This is a genomic window from Bradyrhizobium sp. TM233, assembly GCF_036247965.1.
Taxonomy (GTDB): Bacteria; Pseudomonadota; Alphaproteobacteria; order Rhizobiales; family Xanthobacteraceae; genus Bradyrhizobium; species Bradyrhizobium ottawaense.
Genome location: NZ_BTIG01000008.1, coordinates 417,334 through 440,879, shown reverse-complemented (window position 1 = coordinate 440,879; position 23,546 = coordinate 417,334). Strand labels below are relative to the sequence as shown.

General features: G+C 66.0%; 24 protein-coding genes. 6 read left to right on the top strand and 18 right to left on the bottom strand.

Annotation, left to right across the window (positions count from 1 at the left end):
• The first annotated feature begins 85 nt into the window (after positions 1–85).
• The 4 genes from trmFO to AABA86_RS20115 all read left to right on the top strand — a co-directional run bounded on the left by trmFO (position 86) and on the right by AABA86_RS20115 (position 4,523).
• Positions 86–1,513 (top strand): methylenetetrahydrofolate--tRNA-(uracil(54)-C(5))-methyltransferase (FADH(2)-oxidizing) TrmFO, encoded by a 1,428-nt coding sequence (trmFO, locus tag AABA86_RS20130; RefSeq protein ID WP_338308060.1) that lies wholly within the window; start codon positions 86–88, stop codon positions 1,511–1,513.
• Positions 1,514–1,520: 7 nt separating this feature from the next.
• A complete protein-coding gene (locus AABA86_RS20125; protein WP_338308059.1) occupies positions 1,521–2,615 on the top strand; it encodes an AMP-binding enzyme in 1,095 nt (364 codons plus the stop codon).
• 93 nt (positions 2,616–2,708) lie between these two features.
• Positions 2,709–3,266, top strand: coding sequence for a CAP domain-containing protein (locus tag AABA86_RS20120; RefSeq protein ID WP_338308057.1), 558 nt, complete (start codon positions 2,709–2,711; stop codon positions 3,264–3,266).
• 78 nt (positions 3,267–3,344) lie between these two features.
• Positions 3,345–4,523, top strand: a complete 1,179-nt coding sequence (locus AABA86_RS20115) for an aminotransferase class V-fold PLP-dependent enzyme (protein ID WP_338308055.1) — start codon at positions 3,345–3,347, stop codon at positions 4,521–4,523.
• A gap of 11 nt (positions 4,524–4,534) precedes the next feature.
• Here the strand turns inward: AABA86_RS20115 and AABA86_RS20110 are convergent, their stop codons facing one another.
• The 6 genes from AABA86_RS20110 to yajC are packed head-to-tail and all read right to left on the bottom strand — an operon-like array spanning position 4,535 to position 10,187.
• Complete coding sequence (locus AABA86_RS20110) at positions 4,535–5,779, bottom strand: threonine ammonia-lyase (RefSeq protein ID WP_338308054.1); 1,245 nt, start codon at positions 5,777–5,779, stop codon at positions 4,535–4,537.
• A 45-nt stretch (positions 5,780–5,824) separates the two neighbouring features.
• On the bottom strand, positions 5,825–6,688 hold the full coding sequence (locus AABA86_RS20105) for a phytoene/squalene synthase family protein (RefSeq protein ID WP_338308053.1): 864 nt from the start codon (positions 6,686–6,688) through the stop codon (positions 5,825–5,827).
• Entirely contained in the window at positions 6,685–7,068 is a 384-nt protein-coding gene (locus AABA86_RS20100) for an Mth938-like domain-containing protein (protein ID WP_106950502.1), read from the bottom strand. The genes AABA86_RS20105 and AABA86_RS20100 overlap by 4 nt, the downstream gene beginning before the upstream one ends.
• 60 nt (positions 7,069–7,128) lie before the next feature.
• On the bottom strand, positions 7,129–8,148 hold the full coding sequence (gene secF, locus AABA86_RS20095) for a protein translocase subunit SecF (protein ID WP_212249653.1): 1,020 nt from the start codon (positions 8,146–8,148) through the stop codon (positions 7,129–7,131).
• Between the two features lie 10 nt (positions 8,149–8,158).
• Positions 8,159–9,763 carry a protein translocase subunit SecD gene (gene secD / locus AABA86_RS20090; RefSeq protein WP_338308052.1) on the bottom strand — a complete coding sequence of 535 codons (1,605 nt, stop codon included), beginning with the start codon at positions 9,761–9,763 and terminating at the stop codon, positions 8,159–8,161.
• A gap of 58 nt (positions 9,764–9,821) precedes the next feature.
• Positions 9,822–10,187 carry a preprotein translocase subunit YajC gene (gene yajC, locus AABA86_RS20085; protein WP_128933613.1) on the bottom strand — a complete coding sequence of 122 codons (366 nt, stop codon included), beginning with the start codon at positions 10,185–10,187 and terminating at the stop codon, positions 9,822–9,824.
• A 182-nt stretch (positions 10,188–10,369) separates the two neighbouring features.
• On the opposite strand from yajC, the gene AABA86_RS20080 reads away from it, so the two are divergent.
• Positions 10,370–11,362 (top strand): ATP-binding protein, encoded by a 993-nt coding sequence (locus AABA86_RS20080; protein ID WP_338308050.1) that lies wholly within the window; start codon positions 10,370–10,372, stop codon positions 11,360–11,362.
• A 181-nt stretch (positions 11,363–11,543) separates the two neighbouring features.
• Here the strand turns inward: AABA86_RS20080 and AABA86_RS20075 are convergent, their stop codons facing one another.
• Positions 11,544–12,941 carry a LysM peptidoglycan-binding domain-containing M23 family metallopeptidase gene (locus AABA86_RS20075; RefSeq protein WP_338308048.1) on the bottom strand — a complete coding sequence of 466 codons (1,398 nt, stop codon included), beginning with the start codon at positions 12,939–12,941 and terminating at the stop codon, positions 11,544–11,546.
• Positions 12,942–13,050: 109 nt separating this feature from the next.
• Complete coding sequence (locus AABA86_RS20070) at positions 13,051–13,701, bottom strand: protein-L-isoaspartate(D-aspartate) O-methyltransferase (protein WP_212249660.1); 651 nt, start codon at positions 13,699–13,701, stop codon at positions 13,051–13,053.
• A 227-nt stretch (positions 13,702–13,928) separates the two neighbouring features.
• Here AABA86_RS20070 and AABA86_RS20065 point away from each other — a divergent pair, with 227 nt between their 5' ends.
• The gene (locus AABA86_RS20065) at positions 13,929–14,300 is read left to right on the top strand and encodes a response regulator (RefSeq protein WP_338308047.1); all 372 of its coding nucleotides are present in this window, start codon (positions 13,929–13,931) and stop codon (positions 14,298–14,300) included.
• A 115-nt stretch (positions 14,301–14,415) separates the two neighbouring features.
• Here the strand turns inward: AABA86_RS20065 and surE are convergent, their stop codons facing one another.
• The 10 genes from surE to AABA86_RS20015 all read right to left on the bottom strand — a co-directional run bounded on the left by surE (position 14,416) and on the right by AABA86_RS20015 (position 23,482).
• Positions 14,416–15,183 (bottom strand): 5'/3'-nucleotidase SurE, encoded by a 768-nt coding sequence (gene surE / locus AABA86_RS20060; RefSeq protein WP_338308046.1) that lies wholly within the window; start codon positions 15,181–15,183, stop codon positions 14,416–14,418.
• 98 nt (positions 15,184–15,281) lie between these two features.
• Positions 15,282–15,644 carry a hypothetical protein gene (locus tag AABA86_RS20055; RefSeq protein ID WP_212249728.1) on the bottom strand — a complete coding sequence of 121 codons (363 nt, stop codon included), beginning with the start codon at positions 15,642–15,644 and terminating at the stop codon, positions 15,282–15,284.
• A gap of 150 nt (positions 15,645–15,794) precedes the next feature.
• Positions 15,795–17,126: a serine--tRNA ligase gene (gene serS, locus AABA86_RS20050; protein ID WP_338308045.1), complete on the bottom strand. Its 1,332-nt coding sequence runs from the start codon at positions 17,124–17,126 to the stop codon at positions 15,795–15,797.
• 227 nt (positions 17,127–17,353) lie between these two features.
• Positions 17,354–18,169, bottom strand: coding sequence for a twin-arginine translocase subunit TatC (gene tatC / locus AABA86_RS20045; RefSeq protein WP_038949160.1), 816 nt, complete (start codon positions 18,167–18,169; stop codon positions 17,354–17,356).
• Positions 18,166–18,681: a Sec-independent protein translocase protein TatB gene (gene tatB, locus AABA86_RS20040; RefSeq protein WP_028145380.1), complete on the bottom strand. Its 516-nt coding sequence runs from the start codon at positions 18,679–18,681 to the stop codon at positions 18,166–18,168. The genes tatC and tatB overlap by 4 nt, the downstream gene beginning before the upstream one ends.
• Before the next feature lie 88 nt (positions 18,682–18,769).
• Positions 18,770–19,003, bottom strand: coding sequence for a twin-arginine translocase TatA/TatE family subunit (locus AABA86_RS20035; protein WP_028145381.1), 234 nt, complete (start codon positions 19,001–19,003; stop codon positions 18,770–18,772).
• A gap of 165 nt (positions 19,004–19,168) precedes the next feature.
• Entirely contained in the window at positions 19,169–19,933 is a 765-nt protein-coding gene (scpB, locus tag AABA86_RS20030) for an SMC-Scp complex subunit ScpB (RefSeq protein ID WP_212249666.1), read from the bottom strand.
• Positions 19,934–19,954: 21 nt separating this feature from the next.
• On the bottom strand, positions 19,955–20,794 hold the full coding sequence (locus tag AABA86_RS20025) for a segregation and condensation protein A (RefSeq protein ID WP_018317872.1): 840 nt from the start codon (positions 20,792–20,794) through the stop codon (positions 19,955–19,957).
• The gene (gene nagZ, locus AABA86_RS20020; protein ID WP_212249668.1) at positions 20,791–21,819 is read right to left on the bottom strand and encodes a beta-N-acetylhexosaminidase; all 1,029 of its coding nucleotides are present in this window, start codon (positions 21,817–21,819) and stop codon (positions 20,791–20,793) included. The genes AABA86_RS20025 and nagZ overlap by 4 nt, the downstream gene beginning before the upstream one ends.
• Before the next feature lie 46 nt (positions 21,820–21,865).
• Complete coding sequence (locus AABA86_RS20015) at positions 21,866–23,482, bottom strand: SPOR domain-containing protein (RefSeq protein ID WP_338308044.1); 1,617 nt, start codon at positions 23,480–23,482, stop codon at positions 21,866–21,868.
• Positions 23,483–23,546: the final 64 nt, after the last annotated feature.

Below are 23,546 nucleotides of genomic sequence, written 5' to 3'. Positions count from 1 at the left end.
TCGTGCGGGCGTTGTCGTATCTAGCGACAGAAAACTCGATCTCGGCGATTTCACTCCCCGCCGAAAAGCGCTACCTGTCCGCCCCATGACAGGACCTCATTCCAACATCGTGCACGTCATCGGCGCCGGCCTTGCAGGCTCCGAAGCCGCCTGGCAGGTGGCGAAAGCCGGCGTGCCCGTGGTGCTGCACGAGATGCGGCCGACCCGCATGACCGAGGCGCACCGCACCGACGGGCTCGCCGAGCTCGTCTGCTCCAATTCGTTCCGCTCGGACGACGCCGCCAACAACGCTGTCGGCCTGCTGCATGCGGAGATGCGCCGGCTCGATTCGCTGGTGATGCGCGCGGCGGACGCCAACCAGGTGCCCGCCGGGGGCGCGCTCGCCGTCGATCGCGATGGCTTCTCCGCGGCCGTCACCAAGGCGCTCAACGACCATCCCCTGATCGAGATCGCGCGCGGCGAGGTTGCTGGCCTGCCGCCGGCCGATTGGAGCAACGTCATCGTTGCCACCGGCCCCCTCACCTCCGCGCCACTGGCTGACGCCATCCGCGAGCTGACCGACGAGAACGCGCTTGCTTTCTTCGACGCGATCGCGCCGATCGTGCACCGCGAATCCATCGACATGTCGGTGGCCTGGTTTCAGTCACGCTACGACAAGGTCGGCCCCGGCGGCACCGGCGCGGACTACATCAACTGCCCGATGACCAAGGAGCAGTATGACGGCTTCGTCGCCGCGCTAACGTCCGGCGAGAAGACCGAGTTCAAGGAGTGGGAGACCAACACGCCCTATTTCGACGGCTGCCTGCCGATCGAAGTGATGGCGGAGCGCGGCCCGGAGACCTTGCGCCACGGCCCGATGAAGCCGGTCGGCCTCACCAACCCGCACGATCCCACGACCAAAGCCTACGCGATCGTGCAGCTGCGCCAGGACAACAAGCTCGGCACGCTCTACAACATCGTCGGCTTCCAGACGAAACTGAAATACGGCGAGCAGCAGCGCATCTTCCGCACCATTCCCGGGCTGGAGAAGGCCGAATTCGCCCGCCTCGGCGGCCTGCATCGCAACACCTTCCTCAACTCGCCAAAGCTGCTCGACGGCCAGCTGCGCCTGCGCGCGCAGCCGAGGTTGCGCTTCGCCGGCCAGATGACGGGCTGCGAGGGCTATGTGGAATCGGCCAGCGTCGGCCTGATCGCCGGTCTCTATGCAGCGGCGGACGCGCGCGGCGAGACGCTTGTCAGCCCGCCGGGCACGACCGCGCTCGGATCGCTGCTCGGCCACATCACGGGCGGCCATATCGAGACCATCGAGCCCGGCACACGTTCGTTCCAGCCGATGAATATCAATTTCGGTCTGTTCCCACCGCTTGCGACCGCGCCGACGAAGAAGCCCGACGGCACACGCCTGCGCGGCAACGAGAAGACGGTGGCCAAGAAGCAGGCGATGAGTGCGCTGGCACTCGCCGATCTCGATCGCTGGATCGCCGATCATTTGCGCATTGCCGCAGCCGCGTGAGTTTGCGATGAGCCTCCCCAAAGACGACGCCGCGACGCTCTCGGCGCGCTGGACCGAGGGCGTGCTGCTCAAGCGCGACGTGTTCTCGACCGTCGAGCGGGGGCGCTTCCGCGGCGACAGCGGCGAGGTCGATGCCGTGCTGCGCAGGCTCGACGAGGTGCCGTGGTGGTCGTTCCTCCTGGCGCGCCATCTGTTCGCCCGCGAGAAGCGCGCGCTGGCGCTCGCCAAGGGCCTCAACATTGGTCCGGAGCTGCTGTGGGCCGGACGCCGTGCGCTGGTGCGCGGCTTCGTCGACGGCGCCGCCTTGCATCTGGCCAAGCCGCATGGCGACCTCGCCTATTTCCGTTCGGCCAAGACGGCGCTGCGCCGGCTGCGCCGCGCCGGTATCTGCCACAACGATCTTGCCAAGGAGCAGAACTGGCTGGTCGGCCGCGACGGCCTCGCCTATGTCACCGACTTCCAGCTCGCCGCCTGCTTCAACCGGCGCGGCCGGCTCTATCGCATCCTCGCCTATGAAGATCTCCGGCATCTGCTCAAGCACAAGCGCTCCTATGCGCCCGAGGCGCTGACGCCGCGCGAGCGGAAAATCCTCGCGAAGAAGTCGTTCGCCGCCAGCCTGTGGCTCGCCACCGGCAAGAAGGTCTATCGTGCCATCACGCGCGGCCTGTTCAACTTCACCGACCGCGAGGGCGGCGGCCGCAGGCTGGTGAACGACGCACCGGTGCTGGCGGAACTGATCCGCAAGAATCCGGCCGTGCGCGACACCGCCATCGTCGCCTTCGCCGACCGCCGCTCCGGCGTCGGGCTCTATGCCTTCGTCGAAGCCGACCAGGCCACGCTCGAAGGCGAGCTGCGCAACGAGCTTTCGGCCGCCAAGGGGCCGAAGCCGCCGGAGCACATCCAGGTGGTGCACGCGCTGCCACGCGACGCCAGCGGCAAGCCGCGCACCGAGATCCTGCAACTGGTTGCCATGAACCAGCTCGACCTGATCGAGCCGATGATGAAGAACGACCAGGACCGCGCTTTCCTCAAGGACATCCTGGAACAGCGCAAAAACCTGCGCGACCGCTTCAATTTCGAGGCGGACCTGCCAACGAGCTGAGAGGCGGTCTCGCCTTGAAGCGTCCACATTGGCGATAGAGAAGCGGTCGGACAAGGCAGGCTCGGCGGGGTCATGGGCACTCGGGGGACGATGATGCATCGTGTGGTTGGCGGCATGAGTGCCGGCCTTCTGCTGCTGGCGGCCGCGCCCGCAATGGCCGAGTCCCCGGCCGAGCTGATCTCCGGCTTCCGCCTCAAGCACGGTGAAGTCCGCGTCGTCCGCGATTCCACCCTCGACCGCATCGCCATGGACCAGGCCCGCGCGATGGCGGCGAAGGACGACCTCAGCCACGACGCGCTCGGCCCCTTCAACCGCCGCGTCGCGCCCGCCGGCGCAGGCCGCGCCGCCGAGAACATCGCGTACGGCTACGACAATTTCGAGAAGACCCTCGGACAGTGGATCGACTCGTCCGGGCACCGCAAGAACCTGTTGCTGCACAACGCCTCCCGCGTCGGCATCGCCAGCGCCAGGAATGCCAGCGGCAAGCGCACCTATTGGGCCATGGTGATCGCGGGCGATTACGAGCCGAAGGGCAAGGGCAAGAAGAACAAGGACAAGGAGCCCCTCGTTGCCGTGAAACGGGAGGCTGCGCCTGCAAGCAAGCCGAAATCCAGTAATTGTCACGTCAAGCTGCTCGGCCTCTGCATCTGAGGCGAGCCAAAGCCATCTTGCTCACGCTCGGCAACGCGCCTAATTCATCCACGAGATCGCAAGAAGCGGAGGGCGTGAGTGATCGACCTCGACAAAATTCGTGCCGAGACGCCAGCCACTAGCCGGCACGCCTATCTCCACAACGCGGGCGCAGCGCTGATGCCGGCGCCGGTTGTCGCGGCGATGAAGCAACACATCGACCTGGAGAGCGAGATCGGAGGCTATGCCGCCGCCGATCGCGAGGCGGACCGGCTCGAAGCGGTCTACGGCTCGGTGGCGCGTCTGCTGAATGCTGTGCCCGACGAGATCGCGCTCGTGGAGAACGCGACGGTCGCCTGGCAGATGGCGTTCTACGCGCTTCCGTTTGCCGAGGGCGACCGGATCCTCACTGCCGAGGCGGAATACGCGGCGAACTATGTCGCCTTTCTCCAGGTCGCCAAGCGGACAGGCGCGACCATCGACGTCGTGCCGAGCGATGCGACGGGCGAGCTCGACGTCGACATGCTCGAACGCATGATCGACGAACGCGTAAAGCTCATTGCAATCACCTGGGTTCCGACCAATGGCGGGCTGGTCAATCCGGCAGCGGCGATCGGCAAGATCGCGCGGGCGCACGGCATTCCCTATCTGCTCGACGCCTGCCAGGCGGTCGGCCAGATGACGGTCGACGTCGAGGCCATCGGCTGCGACATGCTGTCGGCCACGGGTCGCAAATTCCTGCGCGGCCCGCGCGGCACCGGATTTCTCTACATTCGCCGCGCGATGCTGCAACGGCTCGAGCCGCCGATGATCGATCACTTCGCGGCGCCCTGGGTCTCACGCGATGAGTATCGGCTTCGCGATGATGCGCGCCGTTTCGAGACCTGGGAGAACAACTACGCAGCCCGGCTGGGGTTGGGGGCGGCTGTCGATTACGCCATGGAAATCGGCATCGCGCCGATCGAACAACGCTGCCGCATGCTTGCCGGCCGTCTTCGCAGCGGTCTCGCGGCCCTTCCCGGCATCACCATTCGCGACCTCGGACGCGCGCCGGGCGCCATCGTCAGCTTCACGATGGACGGACACGAGGCGGACGCCGTTGTCGCCAGTGCCGCGGCAGCCGGCATCACGATCGGCGCTTCGGATCCGTCGAGCACGCGTATCGATGCCGAACTTCGCTCCTTGCCGCATGTCGTGCGGGCATCGCCGCATTATTATAACACGGAAGCGGAGATCGATCGGCTGATCGGCCACGTCGCGGGCTTGGCGCCGCGATAGAAGCACGCCGATCAGGTGCAGCGCGCGCTCAATCCGGATGCGCTGAGCTTTGCCATCACCTCATCGAGATGAGCGCTGTCGCGGGTCTCGATGACCAACTGCAGCAGCGTGGCCTTGGCCGGCAGGTCGGAGAAGGTCCGCTGATGCGAGACCTCGATGATGTTGGCGCCGGCCTCGGCCAAAAGGGCCGCGACGGCTGCCAATTGCCCGGGTCTGTCAGGAATGTCGAGCGAGAGCTGGGTCAGCCGTCCCTCGCGCGCCAGTTCGCGCGTGAGGACGGATGCGATCAGCCGCGTGTCGATATTGCCGCCGCTCAGGACGAGACCGACCTTCTGGCCGGCAAAGCGGGACGGATCGGACATCAGCGCGGCAAGGCCGGCGGCGCCGGCGCCCTCGACGACCGTCTTCTCGATCGAGATCAGGGTCGCAACGGCGCGCTCGAGCTCGGCTTCGCTGACGAGCGCGATGTCGTCGACGAGACGGCGGACGATCTCGGTGGTGATCTTGCCTGGCGATTTCACCGCGATGCCTTCGGCCAGCGTATCGCCGCGCGCCGGCAGATTGCCGGCATGGATGGCGTTGTACATCGAGGGATAGAGCCAGGCCTCGACGCCCAGGATACGCAGCGACGGCTTGATCGATTTCGCGGCGATGCCGATGCCGCTGATCAGGCCGCCGCCGCCGATCGGCACGACCAGCGTGTCGAGCTCCGGCACGGCCCTCATCATCTCCAGCCCGACCGTGCCCTGCCCCGCGATCACGAGGGGATCGTCGTAGGGGTGGACGAAGATCATGCTTCTGGCCTCGCCGTGGCTTCGCGCGAACGCGGCCGCCTCCTCCAGCGTCGCGCCTGTGACGACCACTTCAGCGCCGTGATGCCTGGTGTTCTCGACCTTCACCATGGGCGTGCCGACCGGCATGACGATGGTGGCGGGAATGCCGAGCCGTTTGGCGTGATAGGCCACGCCCTGAGCATGGTTTCCGGCCGACATCGCGATCACGCCCCGCACGCGCTCCTCCGGCGTCAGCGCGGTGAGGCGGTTGAGCGCGCCCCGCTCCTTGAACGAGGAGGTGAACTGGAGGTTCTCGAATTTGAGCCAGATCTCGCAGCCGCAGATGCTGCTCAGCGTGCGGCTGTAGCTGCAGGGCGTCTCGACGACGGCGCCCCTGATCGTCTCGGCGGCGGCAGCAATGTCACTTGGGGCGACCGGCAAACCGCTGAGATCGGAGGGCGTGATTGGGGACAAGTCGGCCATAGGACAGCATAGGGCATTTGGCCGGCTCAGGCGATAAGCCAGCCGCTATTTGGTAAACTCACGCGACCGCGAAGCCCGCCACAGCGCCCACAGCGTGCGCAGCCGGGACGATTGCCTCGGCGTAAACGGATTGCGCCCGGGTTGTGACAGGAGCTTGAGGTCGGCCCGCACCTGTCCAAGCGGCAGAAATGCCGCCCGAGCCGCTGCCGGCACCTCCGCCAGCAACGACAGGGCCGCAGCCAGATGCTGCCTCGCTTCGCCCGCGAGCTGGTCCAGCACGGCACGCAAATGCGGCGTCTCCTTGCCGGCGAACACATCCTCGATGTTGCAATCATGGCTCGCCAGCAGCTGCTGCGGCAAGAACAGCTGCCGGTGCGCGGCATCGCGCGGCAGGTTTGCAATGACCTGGACGATGCCCTGCGCCAACCCGGCATGACGGGCGAGATGCTCGATCGCCTCCGACGGCGGCGCCATGATCCGGGCTGCCAGAGCAAACAACGCGGACGAGGTCGCGGCCAGATAGCCTTCCAGCGCAGCCATGGTCGGCATCGGATCGTTGTAGAGGTCGAACTGGTGCTCGTCGACGAGCAGCGACAGCGGCTCGACCGGCAAGTCGAAATCGCGGATCGCGCGCAGCAACTCCGCCGCGACGGGATTGCCCTCGGCGCTACCGTGGACGAGGCCAGAGAACAGATCGGTCCACCATTGGAAGCGGATCTCGCCGGGCAGAGGCTGGCTCACCTGGTCGCGGACGCGGACGATCTCGACATTGAAGGCATAGAGCGCCAGCAGCGCGCGGCGCTCGGCGGCGGGCGTGAATAGGGTTGCGGCATAACGCGGAAAGTCGTGGCTGCGCACGAGATCGGCGCAGAAGGAAACGTTGTCCGGCGGCGGTGTGGCGCTGCTCATGGGACGGCGATCAGCGCGGCGGCGACGCGCCGCCGTTCGCCGATCATGATGTTGTAGGTGCGCACGGCGGGCCCGGTCTGCATCGTGTCCAGCACCACCCTCACCGCCTTGAGCGCCTGGCGCAGCGCCGGCGGCGGCAGCCAGACCCCGGTTCCGGTGCCGATCAGGAGCGTGTCGATGCTGTTGGCGGCCGTGAAGACCCGGTCCAGCGAATAGCGGTCGATCTTCGCGGGATCCGTCACGTCCCAGGCCCAGATCGCGTCGGGCAGGCACAGCAGCGAGCCCCGATGCGACATGCCGGCGAAGGCGAAGCCGCCCTTGCCATAGGCCTCGATCGGCGCCGAGCGCGGGAAATGCGGTGCGTTGGGATCGCCGGCCATGAGCTTCGTCCGAATGGGCTTACTGCCCTCGCAAACTCCTGCGAGGGCATGCGGTTCGGATCATGCCTTGTTTTTCTTCGCGGGTGGTGCCGTATCGGGCGCATCCTCGCGATGCTCGCCGACGCCGAGATAGATCAGGATCGGTGCCGCGATGAAGATCGAGGTGTAGGTGCCGACCAGCACCACGCCGAACATCATCACCGCGGTGAAGCTGTGGATGGCATGACCGCCGAACAAGAGCAGCGCCAGCAACGCCAGCGTTACCGTGAAGTGGGTGATGATCGAGCGCGACAGCGTCGAGTTGATGGACTCGTTAAGCAGCTGCGGCATCGGCATCTTCTTGTAGCGCCGCAGCATTTCACGGATTCGGTCGTAGATGACGACGGTGTCGTTGAGCGAATAGCCGAGAATGGTGAGCAGCGCAGCGATGCTGGTCAGGTCGAAATCGACCTGGCTGATCGACATGAAGCCGATCGTCAGCACGATGTCGTGCACGTTGGCGATCATGGCGCCGAGCGCGAACTGCCATTCGAACCGGAACCAGAGATAGATCAGGATCGCGATGATCGCGAGCATCAGACCCAGCATGCCGTAGGCGAGCAGCTCGCCGGCGACGCGCGGACCGAGCACCTCGGCGCGCTCGATGCTGACGCTGTCGCCGAGCGCGCCACGAAGCTTCTGCAGCGCTTGCTGCTGTGCGACGTCGCCGCCCGGCTGTTCCGCGACGCGGATCAGGACGTTCGCGGGGCCGCCGAACTGCTGCAACTGGACTTCGCCGAGGCCCAGCGCGTCGAGCGAGGTGCGCATCGCCGCGATATCGGCGGTGCCGGACTTCGCCTTCACCTCGAGCAGCGTGCCGCCCTTGAAGTCGATGCCCAGATTCAGGCCGTGAGTGAAGAACAGCGTGATCGCCAGGATCGACAGCACCGCCGAGATCGGGAAGCTGATGCGGCGGAAGCGCGTGAAGTCGAAATGCGTGTTGTCCGGGACGATCCGCAGCGACGGCAACAGGCCGAGGGCCGCGACCACGGTGAGAATGGCGATGAGGACGCCGAGCCCGATGAGAACGGTGTGAGTCACGATCAGGCTCCTAGATCGGCACGCTCTGCGGCCGCTTCCACCGCACCCACCCGGCGACGATCAGCCGGGTCATGGTGAAGGCGGTGAACACCGTTGTGATGATGCCGATGCCGAGCGTCACGGCAAAGCCGCGCACCGGGCCGGTGCCGATGTAGAACAGCACCGCGGCGGCAATGAAGGTGGTGATGTTGGAATCGAGGATGGTCGCGAGCGCCCGCTTGAAGCCGGCGTCGATCGCCGAAATCGCGTTGCGGCCGCCGCGCAGCTCCTCACGGATGCGCTCGTAGATCAGCACGTTGGAGTCCACCGCGATGCCGACGGTGAGCACGATGCCGGCGATGCCGGGCAAGGTCAGCGTGGCGTTGAGCAGCGACAGCAGGCCGAAGATCATGGCGACGTTGATGGCCACCGCGATGTTGGCAAACACCCCGAACAGGCGGTAGGTCAGCAGCATGAAGATGATGACCAGGATCGAGCCGACATAGGCCGCCAGCTCGCCCTTCTCGATCGAGTCCTGGCCGAGACCGGGACCGACGGTGCGCTCCTCGACCACGGTGAGCGGCGCCGGCAGCGCGCCGGCGCGCAAGAGGATCGCCAGATCGTTGGCCGATTGCACGGTGAAGCTGCCGGAGATCTGGCCCTGGCCGCCGGTGATGGGCTCGCGGATGACGGGCGCCGAGATCACCTTGTTGTCCAGCACGATCGCGAACGGCAGCCCCACATTCTCCTGCGTGGCCTGCGAGAACTTGCGCGCGCCCGAGGTGTTGAACTTGAAGCTGACGACCGGTTCGCTCGTGCGCTGGTCGAAGGTCGCCTGGGCGTCGGTCAGGTCGCCGCCCGCAACAAGCACCTGCTTCTTGACCACGTAGCCAGGCGGCGGCGGCGTGGCGCTCGGCAGGAACTCAGACTCCGGCGGCAACGCGCCCTGCTGCGCCTGATCGGGCGGCACCGAGGGATCGACCATGCGGAATTCCATCTTCGCGGTCTTGCCGAGCAATTCCTTCAGGCGGGTCGGATCCTGAAGTCCGGGGACCTGCACCAGGATGCGGTCATTGCCCTGGCGCTGGATCACGGGCTCGACGGTGCCGAGCTCGTTGACGCGGCGCTCGACGATCTGGATCGACTGCTCGATGGTCTTGCGCATGCGGTCGAGCATCGCGGCCTGCGGGACGGTCAAGCGGATCAGGCTGCCGCCGGCATCGGTCACCTCGAGGTCGCGCTGCCCGCTGGAGCCCATCAGGCCGCCCAGCGGCTGAGACAGCTCGCGCAGCTTGGCGAGCGCAGCCTGAACGTCGGATTCCTTGGTGATGCGAACCTCGGCCGCGTCGTTGCGCACGGTGACGCCACCGGTGAAGCCGATCTTGGCATCGCGTAGCGTCCGGCGCACGTCGTCACGGACCTGGTCGAGCCGCTCCTTCTTCACATAGGCGGAATCGACCTCGAGCAGCAGATAGGAGCCGCCCTGGAGATCGAGGCCGAGGACGATCCGCCGCTGCGCCCAGGCGGGCCAGGTCTTGACCTGCGCCTCGGGGAAGAAGTTCGGGACCGCGCAGAGGCACACGATCAGCGCCGTCAGGATAATCCCGAGCGCCTTCCACCGCGTGAAATACAACATCGACTGGACCTGTCAGATCAGGAGACTTGCAGCAGACTTAAGAGACCCGCGGAAGCGTTCACTTCGCCGCGGTGTCGTCCTTCGCGCTTTCCTTGGATTCCTTGGCCGGTTCGCCCTTGGCGCGCACGCCCGAGATCATCTGGCGCATCTGCCGCACGCGCACGCCGTCGGAAATCTCGAACTCGATCTGGTCGTCGTCGACGACCTTGGTGACCTTGCCGACGAGGCCGCCCGAAGTCACGACGGTGTCGCCGCGGCGGATATTCTTCACGAGATCGGCGTGGTCACGGACCTTCTTCTGCTGCGGACGCAGAATCAGGAAGTACATGATCACGAAGATCAGGGCGAACGGCAGCAGCGACATCAACATGCTGTTGGTGTCGCCGGCGCCCGCGGCCTGGGCATACGCAGGGGTAATCAGCATTCGGACGATCCTCGTGAGAACGGGGGAAGGCCGGTCAGGCCTTCAAAGGCGACCGGTTCGGTCAAATTCGCGCGGACTATAGCGGCCATTGCCCCAATTGCAACGCTGCCAGACTGCCCTTTTGACCCACCTTGCGGCGCGCCCTCAGGCCCGATAAGGCTGCGTTCTCAGGAACTTCGGACATGCCCAAAAACCTCAGCAAAAGCCCGGCCGGCAAAGGCCCCCGCACCCCTGCCCGCAAGTCCGCCCCCGTCGCGGCAAAACGCCCCAAGGGGACGACCAAGGGGGCCGTCAAGGCAGCCCCAGACCTCTCCCAGGAGCGCATCGTCCGCGCGCTGGAGACCATTGCGGCGCACCTGTCCGCCCAGGGCAAGCCAGCCCTCGAACACTACTCGTTCAAGCAGGCCGATGCCTATGTCTGGCACCCCGACGGCCGCCTCGCGGCCGTGCCGCGGGTCAGCCGCGTCGAGCTGTTCCTGCTCAAGGGCGTCGACCGCATGCGCGACATCCTGATGGAGAACACCGAGCGCTTCGCCAATGGCCTGCCCGCCAACAACGCCCTGCTCTGGGGCGCGCGCGGCATGGGCAAATCGTCGCTGGTGAAGGCGGCGCATGCCAGCATCAATGCGGAGCGAAAGCCGGCCGACAGACTGAAGCTGATCGAGATCCACCGCGAGGACATTGAAACGCTGCCGATGCTGATGGAGAAGCTCCGCGACGCCAGCTTCCACTTCATCGTGTTCATCGACGACCTCTCCTTCGACGGCAATGATGCGTCCTACAAATCGCTGAAGGCCGTGCTCGAAGGCGGCATCGAGGGCCGGCCCGAGAACGTCATCCTCTACGCCACCTCCAACCGCCGCCATCTGCTGGCGCGCGACATGATCGAGAACGAGCGCTCGACCGCGATCAATCCCGGCGAAGCCGTCGAAGAGAAGGTTTCACTGTCTGATCGCTTCGGCCTCTGGCTCGGCTTCCACCGCTGCAGCCAGGACGAATACCTCGCCATGGTGCGCGGCTATTGCAGCCATTTCGGCGTCAAGGTCGACGACGAGGCACTGGAGCGCGAAGCGCTGGAATGGTCGACCACGCGCGGCTCCCGCTCGGGCCGCGTCGCCTGGCAGTTCGTGCAGGAACTGGCGGGCCGGCTGGGTGTGAAGCTGACGGCGAAGTAGTCGAATCTGTTGCGAAAGCTATGGCCCCATCCACAACTGTCATTCCCCGCGAAAGCGGGGAATCCAGTACGCCGCGGCCTATCGGCTCAACAATAACTGTCTCTGGAATACTGGGTCGCCCGGTCAAGCCGGGCGACGACACCGTACCTGCGGTGATTGCTTGCCCTACTCTGCGTAGGCCTCACGCCCCGTTCAGGAATTGAAGCGGGTCAACCGGGCTCGATCCCTTGCGGATCTCGAAGTGGAGCTGCGGCGACGCCACCTCCCCGGATTGACCCGACTTGGCAATGACCTGACCGCGCTTGATGGTATCGCCGCGCTTCACCATCAGCTCACTCGCATGGGCATATGCGGTGACGTAGCCGTTGGAGTGCCGAACCAGGACCAGATTGCCGTAACCTTTCAACTCGTTGCCGGAATAGGCGACGACGCCGTCTTCGGCCGCCTTGACCGGCGTCCCCTCGGGCACCGCGAGATTGATGCCGTCATTGGACTTGCCGTTGGTCTTGGCGCCGTAGGTGGTGACCACCTTGCCGCGCACCGGCCAGCGGAAGGTCGGCAGCGCACTGGTGGTCTCCGCAGCTTTCGCCGGAGCCTCGGCGGGCTTCTCTTCGACATTGGTCGTTGCCTGGGCCAGGCGAGCGCTCTGCACCGGTGTGGCGACAGCCGCCATCCTGGTGGCGGGCGCGGGAGCGGCAGCAACCGGCTGGAGCGTCCCGACAACCGGAGCAGCCCCGACGGGAGCCGCCGCAACCGGTGCCGCGAGGACAGCGGTCTTGGCACCGGGCACAGTCAGCTTGGTGCCGAGCTTGAGCTTGGCCGACGGATCGAGGCCGTTGGCGCGGGCCAGATCGGCCGACGAGATATGGTTCTTGCGGGCGATGCTGGCGAGCGTGTCGCCATGGTTGACGAAGTGGGTGCTCGGCGGCGCAGCCATGGCCGCAACCGGCTTGGCTGCAGGCGCCATCGCAGGAGCCGCCGCGACGGGAGCCAAGGCAGGGGTGGGTGCAGCGGCCGTCGCCGGATGCGGGATGATCAGTTGCTGGCCGGGCGAGAGCGAACGCGGCCCCTTGTAGCCGTTGGCGGCAAGGATCGCCTGCGGCGTGACACGATACCGCTTGGCAATCACGTCGAGCGTGTCGCTGGTGCCGACGATGATCTTGGTCCCTCCGGCCGGTGGAGCCGCGGCCACGGAACGCGGCGGCACGGTGGCCGTGGTTTCCAGATGCGGCTGCGCAGGGGGCGCGTAGGAGCTGACGCCGCGCCCGCCTCCGGACACGCCACCACCACCCGCGACGGGATAGGATTGCGGTGCGGACACCGCCGGCGGCGGCAAGGGCTGCGACTGATAATAACCGGGCTGCGTCTGCGGCCGCGAATATTGCGGCAGCTCGCGCTGCGGCGGCGGCGCCTGCTGCACCGATCCGGTCTGGTCAGAGGAGAAGGGGTTGGAGAAGTTCGACTGGGACAGCCGCGACGACATGTCGGCGCTGCACCCTGCGAAGCTGAAGGAGATCAGCGCCAGCACCGCGACCTGCGGTACGCGGCGCGAGTAAAGCAACTCGGCGACGACGGACATGGTTACTCACTCGTACGCAACAGAACTGGTGTTTTAAGTAAACACGCGCCGAGTAAATAACGGCTTAACCCTCCCAATAAGATGTTGGCGGCACAGCCGATCCGGAAATCTACAGCTCCCGCGCCACCCCGGGCAGTGCCGGCACGAAGCGGACCTCGACGAGTTCCTTGCGCTCGATCCCGGCTTCGGTCCGGGTCAGGCGGATCAGCGTCTGCACGCCCTGATGCGGGCCGACCGGCGCGATCAGGATGCCGCCGACCTCGAGCCGCTCGACCAGATTGTCCGGAAGCTGCTCCACCGCGGCGGTGACGATGATGCGGTCGAACGGGCCGATATTGGGCGGCAGATTGAGCCCGTCGCCGAGCATCACCTCGACATTGTGACAGTCGAGCTTTTCGAGCCTGGCGCGTGCCGCGTCGGCCAGCTTGCGATAGCGTTCGACCGTCAGGACCTGGCCGGCGAGCCGCGACAGCACGGCGGCCTGATAGCCGGAACCTGTCCCGATCTCGAGCACGCGATGCCGCTTCTGGAGCTGGAGCTGCTCGGTCATGTAGGCCACCACGAAGGGCTGGCTGATGGTCTGCCCGCAGGCGATCGGCAGCGCGCTGTCACGATAGGCGCCGTCACGATCGGCCGCGTCGACGAAAAGCTCGCGCGGCACTTCCTCCATGGTTCGCAGCACCGCCTGATTGCTGATGCCCCGACGCCTCAGCGAGAGCTGAAACATCATCTTTTCCGGCGGATGCTGATGGGAGGTCATTGCCTGCTTGTGCTGTCTTGCCGGGTCCGGTGGACGTTAAGCCCGGGCCCAGGAATCGTGTTCCTGCTCAGGAACCCATGATAACCTTCGCCTGGAGCATTTGACCACAAATTGGCTTGCCATGGGCGAGCCGCGATGACCATTTTCAGGTATCCGTTCGTCGAAACGCGCATTGCGTCAATTCGTGTTATCTGCGAACGTTTTGGCAATGGGCAAGGGACTCAACTATGACCGCGACAGGGCTTTCCGGCCGCTCTGTATTCCTCGTCGAGGACGAGGTGATGATCAGGATGATGGTCGCGGACATGCTCGAAGAGCTTGGCTACAAGGTCGCAGCTGAGGCGGGCGACATCCCCGAGGCCATGCGGCTCGCCCAGGCGACCGAGTTCGACATCGCCATTCTCGACGTCAACGTCAACGGCAAGGTGATCTCGCCGGTCGCCGACGTGATCAAGGCGAAGGGCTGCCCCTTCATCTTCGCCACCGGCTACGGTTCCTCCGGCCTGCCCGAGCAGTACCGCGATCGGCCGGCGCTTCAAAAGCCGTTCCAGCTCGACGCGCTCGGCAAGACCATCGAAGCCGCGCTTCGGGGCGGATAGCCGATTTCCGTAGCCCGGATGGAACGAAGCGCAATCCGGGAATCGTGCCACAAGCTACGACGGCCCCGGATTACGCTTCGCTCCATCCGGGCTACAAGCTTCTCATCGTCAACTGCTACTTCAGCGTCGCGCTGAGCTCTTCCGAAAACGCTTCGTTGGTGCGGTCGAGCCTGAGCGGGGTGACCGAGACATAGCGCTCGCGAAGCGCCGCCAAATCGGTGCCGTCGGCCGGCGCGTCCATCATCGCGGTGCGCTCGAAACCGATCCAGAAATAGGGGTTGCCGCGGCCGTCCTTGCGCTCGTCGATCCGCAAGAAACCGAGATTACGCTTGCCCTGACGCGTGACGCGGACGCCGAGCACCTCTTCCGGCGCGCAGGACGGGAAGTTGACGTTGATCACCGTGTCCTTCGGGATGCCCGCCGCAATCACCTTGCGCAGGATGTCGGGCCCGAACTTGCGCGCGGTGTCCCATGGCGGGTGCTCGCGAGTCTCGACGCTGAACTCCTGCGACAGCGCAAACGACGGCAACCCCAGGATGGTGCCTTCCAGCGCGCCGGCGATGGTGCCGGAATAGACCACGTCCTCGGCGACGTTGCGGCCCTTGTTGACCCCGGACAGCACGATGTCGGGCAGCTTGGCACCGAGGATATGGCGCGCGCCCATGATGACGCAGTCGGTCGGCGTGCCGCGCACGGCAAAGTGCCGCGGGCCGACTTCGCGCAGGCGCAGGGGATCGTTCAGCGACAGCGAATGCGACACGCCGGACTGATCGAGCTCGGGCGCCACCACCCAGACGTCGTCGGACAGCGCGCGCGCGATTTCCTCGACCACCTTGAGGCCGGGGGCGTGAATGCCGTCGTCATTGGTGCAGAGAATGCGCATGCGGAGGTTCGATTCCAAATAAGCGGGGTCCAAGCCGTCTTATCCGGCTCCGGCCGATCAGGCAAACCGGCCGATCGGAGGTTCCTGGCCTCGTCCCGCTACCGGCGGATGCGCCATTGCGGCAGGAAGCGCGCCAGCCGGCCCTCCGCACGCAGCTGCATTGCCGGCAGCACCGGACTGGCGACGGGAGCCTCGATCACGCCGAGCGCCTCCAATTGCGCAACGAACGCGTCCGGCTCTGGCTCTCGCGGAAAGCGTTCGCGGGCCACCGTCAGCGCGTTGTCGAAGTCGGCAGCATTCACACCGGGCTTGGCTCGCCGGCTCTGCACGAGATCGTCGTCCCAGAGCCGCGCGATCTCGATGTCGAGCACGCCACGCAGGCGCTGATCGACAGCCTGGATCCCGGCCCCCGTCACCGCCCATTGTCGGCCGACCCAGAAGATGTCGCGGTGCAAGGCCATGAACGGTGGGTTCGCGTTGCGGGGACCGGCAGGATAGCCGGCCGCCCGATCTTCGCAACCGATCGTTTCCAGCATTTCAGACGGGCAGCGCGATTCTTGTCTTGACGCGTTTCTTGACGCGAACCGGTATCCACCTCGCTCGAAAACGCTTCAGTCGCGCCCGATCACCTTCACGCCGCCCATGTAGGGCTGCAGCACGTCGGGGACCGCGATCGAGCCGTCCTCCTGCTGATAGGTCTCCATCACGGCGATCAGCGCGCGGCCGAGCGCGGTGCCCGAGCCGTTCAGCGTGTGGACGAAACGCGGCTTGCCGTCGGGACCGCGCGAGCGCGCGTCCATGCGTCGTGCCTGGAAGTCGCCGCAGACCGAGCAGCTCGAGATCTCGCGGAACGCCCCGCCCTCGCCCTGGCCCGGCATCCAGACCTCGATGTCATAGGTTTTTTGCGACGAGAAACCCATGTCCCCTGCGCAGAGCGTCATCACGCGATAATGCAGGCCGAGCCTCTGCAGCACCTGCTCGGCGCAGGACAGCATCCGCTCCAGCTCGTCCTTGCTCACTTCCGGCGTCGTGATCGAGACCAGCTCGACCTTGGTGAACTGGTGCTGGCGGATCATGCCGCGCGTGTCGCGCCCCGCCGCGCCGGCCTCGGCACGGAAGCACGGCGTCAGCGCGGTGAGCCGCATCGGCAGCTGCTTCTCGTCGAGGATGGATTCGCGCGCGAGGTTGGTGAGCGACACTTCAGCAGTCGGAATGAGGCCGAGGCGCTCTGTCCTCAGCCGCTCCTGGTCGGGCGAGGCAAGCAGCTCGCCCTTGATCGCCCAGAACTGGTCGTCCTCGAACTTCGGCAATTGTCCGGTGCCGAACATGATCTCGTTGCGCACCAGCAGCGGCGGATTGATCTCGGTATAGCCGTGCTCGTCGACGTGCAGATTCAGCATGAACTGGCCGAGCGCGCGCTCGAGCCGCGCCAGTCCCTTCTTCAGCACGACGAAGCGGGCGCCGGAGAGCTTTGCCGCCGCCTCGAAATCCATGTCGCCGAGCGCGGTGCCGAGATCGTCATGCAGCTTCGGCGCAAAGCCGTAGTTGCGCTTGTTGCCGAACACGTGGTGCTGCACGTTGCCGTGCTCGTCGACGCCGTCGGGCACCTCGTCGAACGGAATGTTCGGGATCGCGGACAGCTCTTTGGTCAGTTCGTCATCGGCGGCTTTGGCGGCGGCCTCGAGCTGCGGCATCGTGGTCTTGAGCTCGGCCACTTCGGCCATCAGCTTGGCCGCGCGCGCCTCGTCCTTCGCCTTCTTGGCATCGCCGATCTCCTTCGACGCCGCATTGCGCCGCGCCTGCGCCTGCTCGGAGGCCAGGATCGCCGCGCGCCGCGTCTCGTCGATCGCGAGCAGCGAGGCCGACAACGGCTTCAGGCCGCGCCGGGCGAGGCCGGCGTCGAAGGCTTGCGGATTGTCGCGGATCGATTTGATGTCATGCATGACTGTGGTCCTGGGGCTTGTTGCAAGCCTGCAAATCCTGGATTTGCATTCATGCAAACATGCAAATGGCCGCTCCCCCTAGCACAGCTGTCATCATCCGCGAAGGCGGATGATCCAGTATTCCAGAGACAGCGGTGATTCCCCGATAGGCCGCGGCGTACTGGATTCCCCGCTCCAGTGCGCAACTGCGCACAAGGCGGGGAATGACACCGAGGGCGTGGCCCGCCCTACTCCGCCGGATTGGCCGGCGTCGACACGTCCGTGCCTGTGGTGGCCTGCGCGGCTGCCGCCGCCTTCTTCTCCACCATCCCCACCGCGATGATCGAGCCCTCGTAGAGCAAGAGCAAGGGAAGCGCGAGCGAGCACTGGCTGAGCACGTCGGGCGGCGTCAGCACGGCCGCGATGACGAAGGCGATGACGATGAAATAGCGGCGCTTCTCGCGCAGCATCTTCGAGGTCACGATGCCGATCCGCCCGAGCAGCGTCAGGATCACCGGAAGCTGGAAGGCGATACCGAAGGCGAAGATCAGCGACATCATCAGCGACAGATACTCGCCGACCTTGGGCAAGAGCTGGATCTGCGCGGTCTCGTCGCTGCCGGCCTGCTGCATGCCGAGCGAGAAGCGGACCAGCATCGGCAGCACGACGAAATAGACCAGCGCCGCGCCGAGCACGAAGAAGAACGGGGTTGCGACCAGATACGGCAGGAAGGCCTGCTTCTCGTGCTTGTACAGCCCGGGCGCGACGAATTTGTAGATCTGCGTCGCCACGATCGGGAACGAGATGAAGCCGGCCCCGAACAGCGCGAGCTTGAGCTGGGTGATGAAATATTCCAGCAGCGCCGTGTAGATGAACTTGGAATTCTCCGGACCCGCGACCCACACGAACGGCCAGACCAGCACGTTGTAGATCTGCTTGGCGAAGAAGAAGCAGAAGATGAAGGCCACGCCAAAGCCGAGCAGCGCCTTGATCAGCCGCGAGCGCAGCTCGATCAGGTGGTCCATCAGCGGGGCTTTGCTGGCCTCGATATCGGCGTCGCTCATGACGCTTTGGCGTCCTTGATCGCTTCGGATGGCGCGGTGTCCTGCGCAACCTGCGCCTGCTCGACCTCACGGGTGATCGCGAGCGGCTCGTTCGCAGCCGCATGCGCCTCGGCTTCCATGAAGGTCGCGGGCGTCGGCGCTTCCGGAGTGGTAGGAGTGACAGGCGCTTCAATTGAAGTCGCCGGTGGTTCGACAGCCGTCGTGGTCGGCGTCTCGGCGGGCTTGTCCAGCGCGTCGACGCGGAGCGCGTCGCTGACGTCCTTCTGGAGCGAGGACAGCGGATTGAAGCCGGTCGCGGCCTCCTTGACCTCGTCGAAGCTCTTCTTGAGGTCGGCCATTTCGGCCTCGCGCATCGCTTCCTGGAACTGGCCCTGGAATTCGGCGGCCATCTTGCGGGCCTTGCCCATCCACTGGCCGACCATGCGCAGCACGCCCGGCAGCTCTTTCGGGCCGATGGCGATCAAGGCCACGACCCCGATCAGGACCAGTTCACTCCACCCGATGTCGAACATAAGGTCTTCCGTTCACGCGAAGCCGCAGCCGACCCAATCCCTTGCGCGCAGGATCGGGCCGCACCCCGCGTCTCGCGTGCTCTGTGGCTCAGACGGCCTTGCTGCCGACGTCGGACCGCGCCGCGGTCGGCGCATTGTTGTGCTCGATGGACTTGGCCGGCTCGGGCTTCTCGGCGGGCTTGTCGTCGTCCTGCATGCCCTTCTTGAACGCCTTGATGCCCTGCGCCACGTCGCCCATCAGATCCGAAATCTTGCCGCGGCCGAACAGCAGCAGGACCACTGCGATCACCAGGATCCAGTGCCAAATGCTGAGTGAACCCATCCTGCAACCCTCCAAACGCGCATGGCCGGGGACCCGGCCGATCTTCACCGAAACCTAGGCTTGGCAGGTGTCAAAAACAAGGACCAAGGCAGCGCCAATTCGCTGTTGGCACTACGTAATCTTGCTAGTGTTAACCGGTCGCAGGGCACCGGTAACGCAAAGGCCTCACTCTTCGGTGCCGCCTTCGCCGCCCTTCTCATTGCCGCCTTCCGGCGCCTCTTCCGGGGTCTCGGGCTCGACCGCAGGCGCCAGCGCCAGATCGAGGTCCTCGCCAGGTTCCAAGGGATCCTCATCCTCGCGGAGCTGCGGGTCGTCCGACGGCGTCGGTACACTGAATCCGGTCGGCAGGCGCGAATCCAGGAGGCCCGTGCCTTTCAGCTCCTCGAGGCCCGGCAGATCGCCGAGCTGTTCCAGGGTGAACTGCGACAGGAAGTCCTCGGTGGTTCCGAAGGTCAGCGGACGGCCGGGCGTCTTGCGACGGCCACGCGGCTTGATCCAGCCGGTCTCCAGCAGCACGTCGAGCGTGCCCTTCGAGGTGACGACGCCGCGGATCTCCTCGATCTCGGCGCGCGTCACCGGCTGGTGATAGGCGATGATGGCCAGCACCTCGATTGCCGCGCGCGACAGGCGGCGGGTCTCGGTGCTCTCCCGCGTCATCAGCCAGGCGAGATCGCCGGCGGTGCGGAAGGTCCACTTGTTCGCAACGCGAACGAGATTCACCCCGCGCAAGGAATAGTCGGCCTGCAATTGCTCGAGCGCGGCCTTGACGTCGACGCCCTCGGGCATCCGCTTGGCCAGCGTCGCGGTATCCAGCGGTTCACTCGAAGCGAACAGCAGCGCTTCCAGCAGCCGCAATTCCTCGGGACGTGCCTGGGATTCGTTCTCCATCGGCTCGGCCTCTTCTACCCGCACTTCAGCCAGGCTTGCCATGGCAGCTTCTCCTTCTTGCACTTAACCGACCGGCGCATCAGGCGCAGGAGCTGCGTCCGGCACCGGTTTGGGGCGCCCCTTCCGGAAATAGATGGGCGCAAACGCCTCTTTCTGGTTCAGCTCCAGCTGACCTTCGCGCACCAATTCGAGCGCAGCAGCAAAGCTCGAGGCGAACACCGTCGCGCGCTGCGTCGGATCGGCGACATGCCGGACCAGAAAATCGTCGAGCACGCCCCAATCGTCCTGCTCGCTGATGCTGCCGACCAGCCGCTCCAGCGTGGCGCGCGCCTCGGCGAGCGACCACACCGTGCGCTTGGCCAGATGCACGCTCGCCAGCACGCGCGACTGGCGCTGCGAAGCGTAGGCGGTGAGCAAATCGTACAGCGTCGCCGTGTATTTCGGATGCTTGATCTCGGCGATCTGCTCGGGCTCGCCGCGCGGGAAGATGTCGCGCAGCAATTGCTGCCTGTTCATCAGCCGGTTGGCGGCTTCGCGAATGGCCTCCAGCCGGCGCAGGCGGTTGGCGAGCGCGGTCGCCATCTGCTCGGCGCTCGGGCCTTCCGCGCTCGGCGGCTCCGGCAGCAGCAGGCGCGACTTCAGGAAGGCGAGCCATGCCGCCATCACGAGGTAGTCGGCGGCAAGCTCGAGCCTGATCTTTCGCGCGGCCTCGATGAAGTGGAGATACTGGTCGGCCAGCGCCAGGATCGAGATCTTGGCGAGGTCGACCTTCTGCTGCCGCGCCAGCGCAAGCAACAGGTCGAGCGGGCCCTCATAGCCCTCGACGTCCACCACCAACGCCGGCTCACCCTCGGCAAGCTCTGCGGGCCGCCCGGTTTCGAAAGATAGAATTTCTGCGGTCATGCGGATGCCGTGTTTGCCCGTGCGATCAATGCGTCCAGCTCAGTGCGTGCGGCGACGCGGTCGAGCGGTTGCGGCGCCTTGCGCGCGGCGAGCGCGGCGTTCGCCCGCTCCAGCGCCCGGCCCGACAGCTCAGGTGTCTGGCCGGCGACCTCGCGCATTTCCTCGATGTTGCCGTTGCAATGCAGCGCCATGTCGCAGCCGGCCGCGAAGATGGCGCGGGTCCGCTCGGCGATATTCCCCGACAGCGCGTTCATCGACACGTCATCACTCATTAACAAACCCTGGAACCCGATTGCGCCGCGAATCACGTCAGCGATCATTGTCGCAGATGTCGTCGCCGGATGGGCGGGGTCGACCGCGCTAAACACAACATGTGCAGTCATGGCCATCGGCAGGTCCGACAGCGGCTTGAAGGCGGCGAAGTCGGTCCGCTCCAATTCGCCCCTGGGCGTATCGACCGTCGGCAGCTTGAAATGGGTGTCCGCGGTGGCCCGGCCATGGCCGGGGATGTGCTTGAGCACCGGCAACACGCCGCCCTGCTCCAGGCCCTCGGTGACCGCGCGGGCAATCGCCGCGACCTTGCCGGGCTCGGTGCCATAAGCCCTGTTCCCGATGACGGCATCGGCGCCCTCGATCGGCACGTCGGCCAGCGGCAAGCAGTCCACGGTGATGCCGAGATCGGCAAGATCGGCTGCGATCAGACGGGCGGACAGGCGCGCCGCGGTGAGCCCGAGTGCCGAATCAGTGTCGTACAAGGTCGAGAAAACGGCGCCCGGCGGATAGACCGGCCAGTGCGGCGGCCCCAGGCGCTGCACCCGTCCGCCCTCCTGATCGATCAGGACAGGCGCGTCGGCAGCACCCGCCGCCGTCCGCAATTCCGCAACCAGTGCAGCGACTTGAGCTGGCGTTGCGACATTGCGCTTGAAGAGGATGAAGCCCCATGGGCGCTGGTCGCGGATAAACTCCCGCTCGACGGCGGTCAGTTCCGTTCCGGATACACCGGTAATGAAGGCCCGCGTGCTCATAACGGCCGATTAACCCTGACCCGCGAGGGGGTCAAGGAAACGGCCGTTAATTCCTCTGGACGAAGCAGGCGGACAAGCCGGCAGACTTCAGGCTGTTGCAGGCGTGCGTCGCCTCCTCCGCCGAACCATAGGGCCCAGCGAAGGCGCGGTAGACGACGCCCTTGCCCTTGTCGGAGAGGTCGACGCGCTTGATCACCGGCGAACGGGAGCCGAGCACGCTGCCATACTTGCTCTGAAGCACGCGGTACGACGCGGCGGCGCTATCCTCGCTCTGCTGCGAGGAGACCTGCACGATGTAGCCGCCACCGCCGCTGCTGGCGGGCGCGATTTGCGTCGGGGTGGTCGCAGCCATCCGCTGCGGCGGTTCGGCCGCCGGGACCGATTGCGGCGCCAGCGACATCGGCTGATTGGCGCTGGCATTGGCCGAGGTCGGCGGATTGCGCGGCACGGCCGGTGCAACGGGCGCAGCCACAGGTTTCGGCCCTGCCGTTGGCCTGGCGGCAGCGGCCGATTGCGGCGTGGCACTATCGGTCTGATCGCCCTTCACGGCGACAGTCCTGATCGGGCGCGGCGAATTGTTCGGTATCGTGCCGTTGCTTGACGCCGCTCCGGTGCTCGGCGGCGGCACCGCAGACGGCGACACGCTCGCGACCGACGGCGGGTTCGCATTCTGGTTCAGCGGCGGGAACACCACGCGGGGACCGCCCGCCTTGGCGTTGACGTCAACCGGCGCCTCTTCGCGCGGCACGATCTTCTCGGTGCCATCGCCGCTCACCATGCGATCCGGCACCTTGGCCGAGGAATCCGTCGGCGCGGGCACGATCTTGGTCGGGGTGTTGTCGGCTTTGATGATCGGCGGCTCGCCGCTGCGGGGCGAGCCGACATAGGTCTTGTAGGCGAAGGCAGCGCCGGTGCCGACCACGGCGAGCGCCAGGATCGCCGCGACCGTCATCATGCCGCCGCGCGGCTTCTTGGGCTCGTCGACCTCCGCATCGGGATAGTCGCTCTGATACGCGTAGGGATCGTCGGGATAGGCCGGCTCGCGCTGATAGTCCTGCTCGCCTGCCTCCAGCCGGCCGTAGAGCGCATCGTCATAGCGCGCCGGATCGGGCTGCTGATGCGGTTCCTGATAGGCTTGTTGCTGGTAGGCCTGATCCTGCGGCTGGTAGGCCTGATCGTGGTGGGCTTGCCCTTGGTAGGCCTGCCCCTGATAGGCGTGATCCTGATAGGCGTGATCCTGATAAGCCTGCGGCTGATGAAGATCAGGCTCGGGCGCGGCAGGCTGGGCTGAATAGCGGTGCAACGGATGGACCGGGTTCACGGACACGGGATAGTCGGGTTCGGGAGCTGGCGCCGGCTGAACATTGGCACGCCGCATCCATGAGGGCGGCCCGGGCTGCGCTGGCGTGGCCTGCTCGGCATAGTCCTGCTGATAATCGTCTTGCCGATCCTCTTGCCGATAGTCGTCGTCCTGATAGCTCTGCGCGGGCGCAGGGGCTGCCGGCGGATGCGCGCCGGGCCGCGATTGCGCGGCAAATGGATCGGTTTGTCCGATCAGGCGGGCGAGCTCGGCCAAGGGATCGCTTTCCGCCTTGCCATGCTGGGCGCCGCCGCGACCATAGTCATCGGAGGGAAACGGTCTGTCCTGATATCGTTCGGCCATCGTGATGATGCGTCCCTTCGGGAAAGCCGCGCGCCCCTCGACCAAGGCACGGCTTTCGACCCAC

Coding starts and splice junctions, on each gene's coding strand:
- trmFO (WP_338308060.1), top strand. CDS start 86: ATGACAGGACCTCATTCCAACATCGTGCACGTCATCGGCGCCGGCCTT.
- AABA86_RS20125 (WP_338308059.1), top strand. CDS start 1,521: ATGAGCCTCCCCAAAGACGACGCCGCGACGCTCTCGGCGCGCTGGACC.
- AABA86_RS20120 (WP_338308057.1), top strand. CDS start 2,709: ATGCATCGTGTGGTTGGCGGCATGAGTGCCGGCCTTCTGCTGCTGGCG.
- AABA86_RS20110 (WP_338308054.1), bottom strand. CDS start 5,779: ATGGCCGACTTGTCCCCAATCACGCCCTCCGATCTCAGCGGTTTGCCG.
- AABA86_RS20105 (WP_338308053.1), bottom strand. CDS start 6,688: ATGAGCAGCGCCACACCGCCGCCGGACAACGTTTCCTTCTGCGCCGAT.
- AABA86_RS20100 (WP_106950502.1), bottom strand. CDS start 7,068: ATGGCCGGCGATCCCAACGCACCGCATTTCCCGCGCTCGGCGCCGATC.
- secD (WP_338308052.1), bottom strand. CDS start 9,763: ATGTTGTATTTCACGCGGTGGAAGGCGCTCGGGATTATCCTGACGGCG.
- yajC (WP_128933613.1), bottom strand. CDS start 10,187: ATGCTGATTACCCCTGCGTATGCCCAGGCCGCGGGCGCCGGCGACACC.
- AABA86_RS20080 (WP_338308050.1), top strand. CDS start 10,370: ATGCCCAAAAACCTCAGCAAAAGCCCGGCCGGCAAAGGCCCCCGCACC.
- AABA86_RS20075 (WP_338308048.1), bottom strand. CDS start 12,941: ATGTCCGTCGTCGCCGAGTTGCTTTACTCGCGCCGCGTACCGCAGGTC.
- AABA86_RS20070 (WP_212249660.1), bottom strand. CDS start 13,701: ATGACCTCCCATCAGCATCCGCCGGAAAAGATGATGTTTCAGCTCTCG.
- AABA86_RS20065 (WP_338308047.1), top strand. CDS start 13,929: ATGACCGCGACAGGGCTTTCCGGCCGCTCTGTATTCCTCGTCGAGGAC.
- surE (WP_338308046.1), bottom strand. CDS start 15,183: ATGCGCATTCTCTGCACCAATGACGACGGCATTCACGCCCCCGGCCTC.
- AABA86_RS20055 (WP_212249728.1), bottom strand. CDS start 15,644: ATGGCCTTGCACCGCGACATCTTCTGGGTCGGCCGACAATGGGCGGTG.
- serS (WP_338308045.1), bottom strand. CDS start 17,126: ATGCATGACATCAAATCGATCCGCGACAATCCGCAAGCCTTCGACGCC.
- tatC (WP_038949160.1), bottom strand. CDS start 18,169: ATGAGCGACGCCGATATCGAGGCCAGCAAAGCCCCGCTGATGGACCAC.
- tatB (WP_028145380.1), bottom strand. CDS start 18,681: ATGTTCGACATCGGGTGGAGTGAACTGGTCCTGATCGGGGTCGTGGCC.
- AABA86_RS20035 (WP_028145381.1), bottom strand. CDS start 19,003: ATGGGTTCACTCAGCATTTGGCACTGGATCCTGGTGATCGCAGTGGTC.
- scpB (WP_212249666.1), bottom strand. CDS start 19,933: ATGGCAAGCCTGGCTGAAGTGCGGGTAGAAGAGGCCGAGCCGATGGAG.
- AABA86_RS20025 (WP_018317872.1), bottom strand. CDS start 20,794: ATGACCGCAGAAATTCTATCTTTCGAAACCGGGCGGCCCGCAGAGCTT.
- nagZ (WP_212249668.1), bottom strand. CDS start 21,819: ATGAGCACGCGGGCCTTCATTACCGGTGTATCCGGAACGGAACTGACC.
- AABA86_RS20015 (WP_338308044.1), bottom strand. CDS start 23,482: ATGGCCGAACGATATCAGGACAGACCGTTTCCCTCCGATGACTATGGT.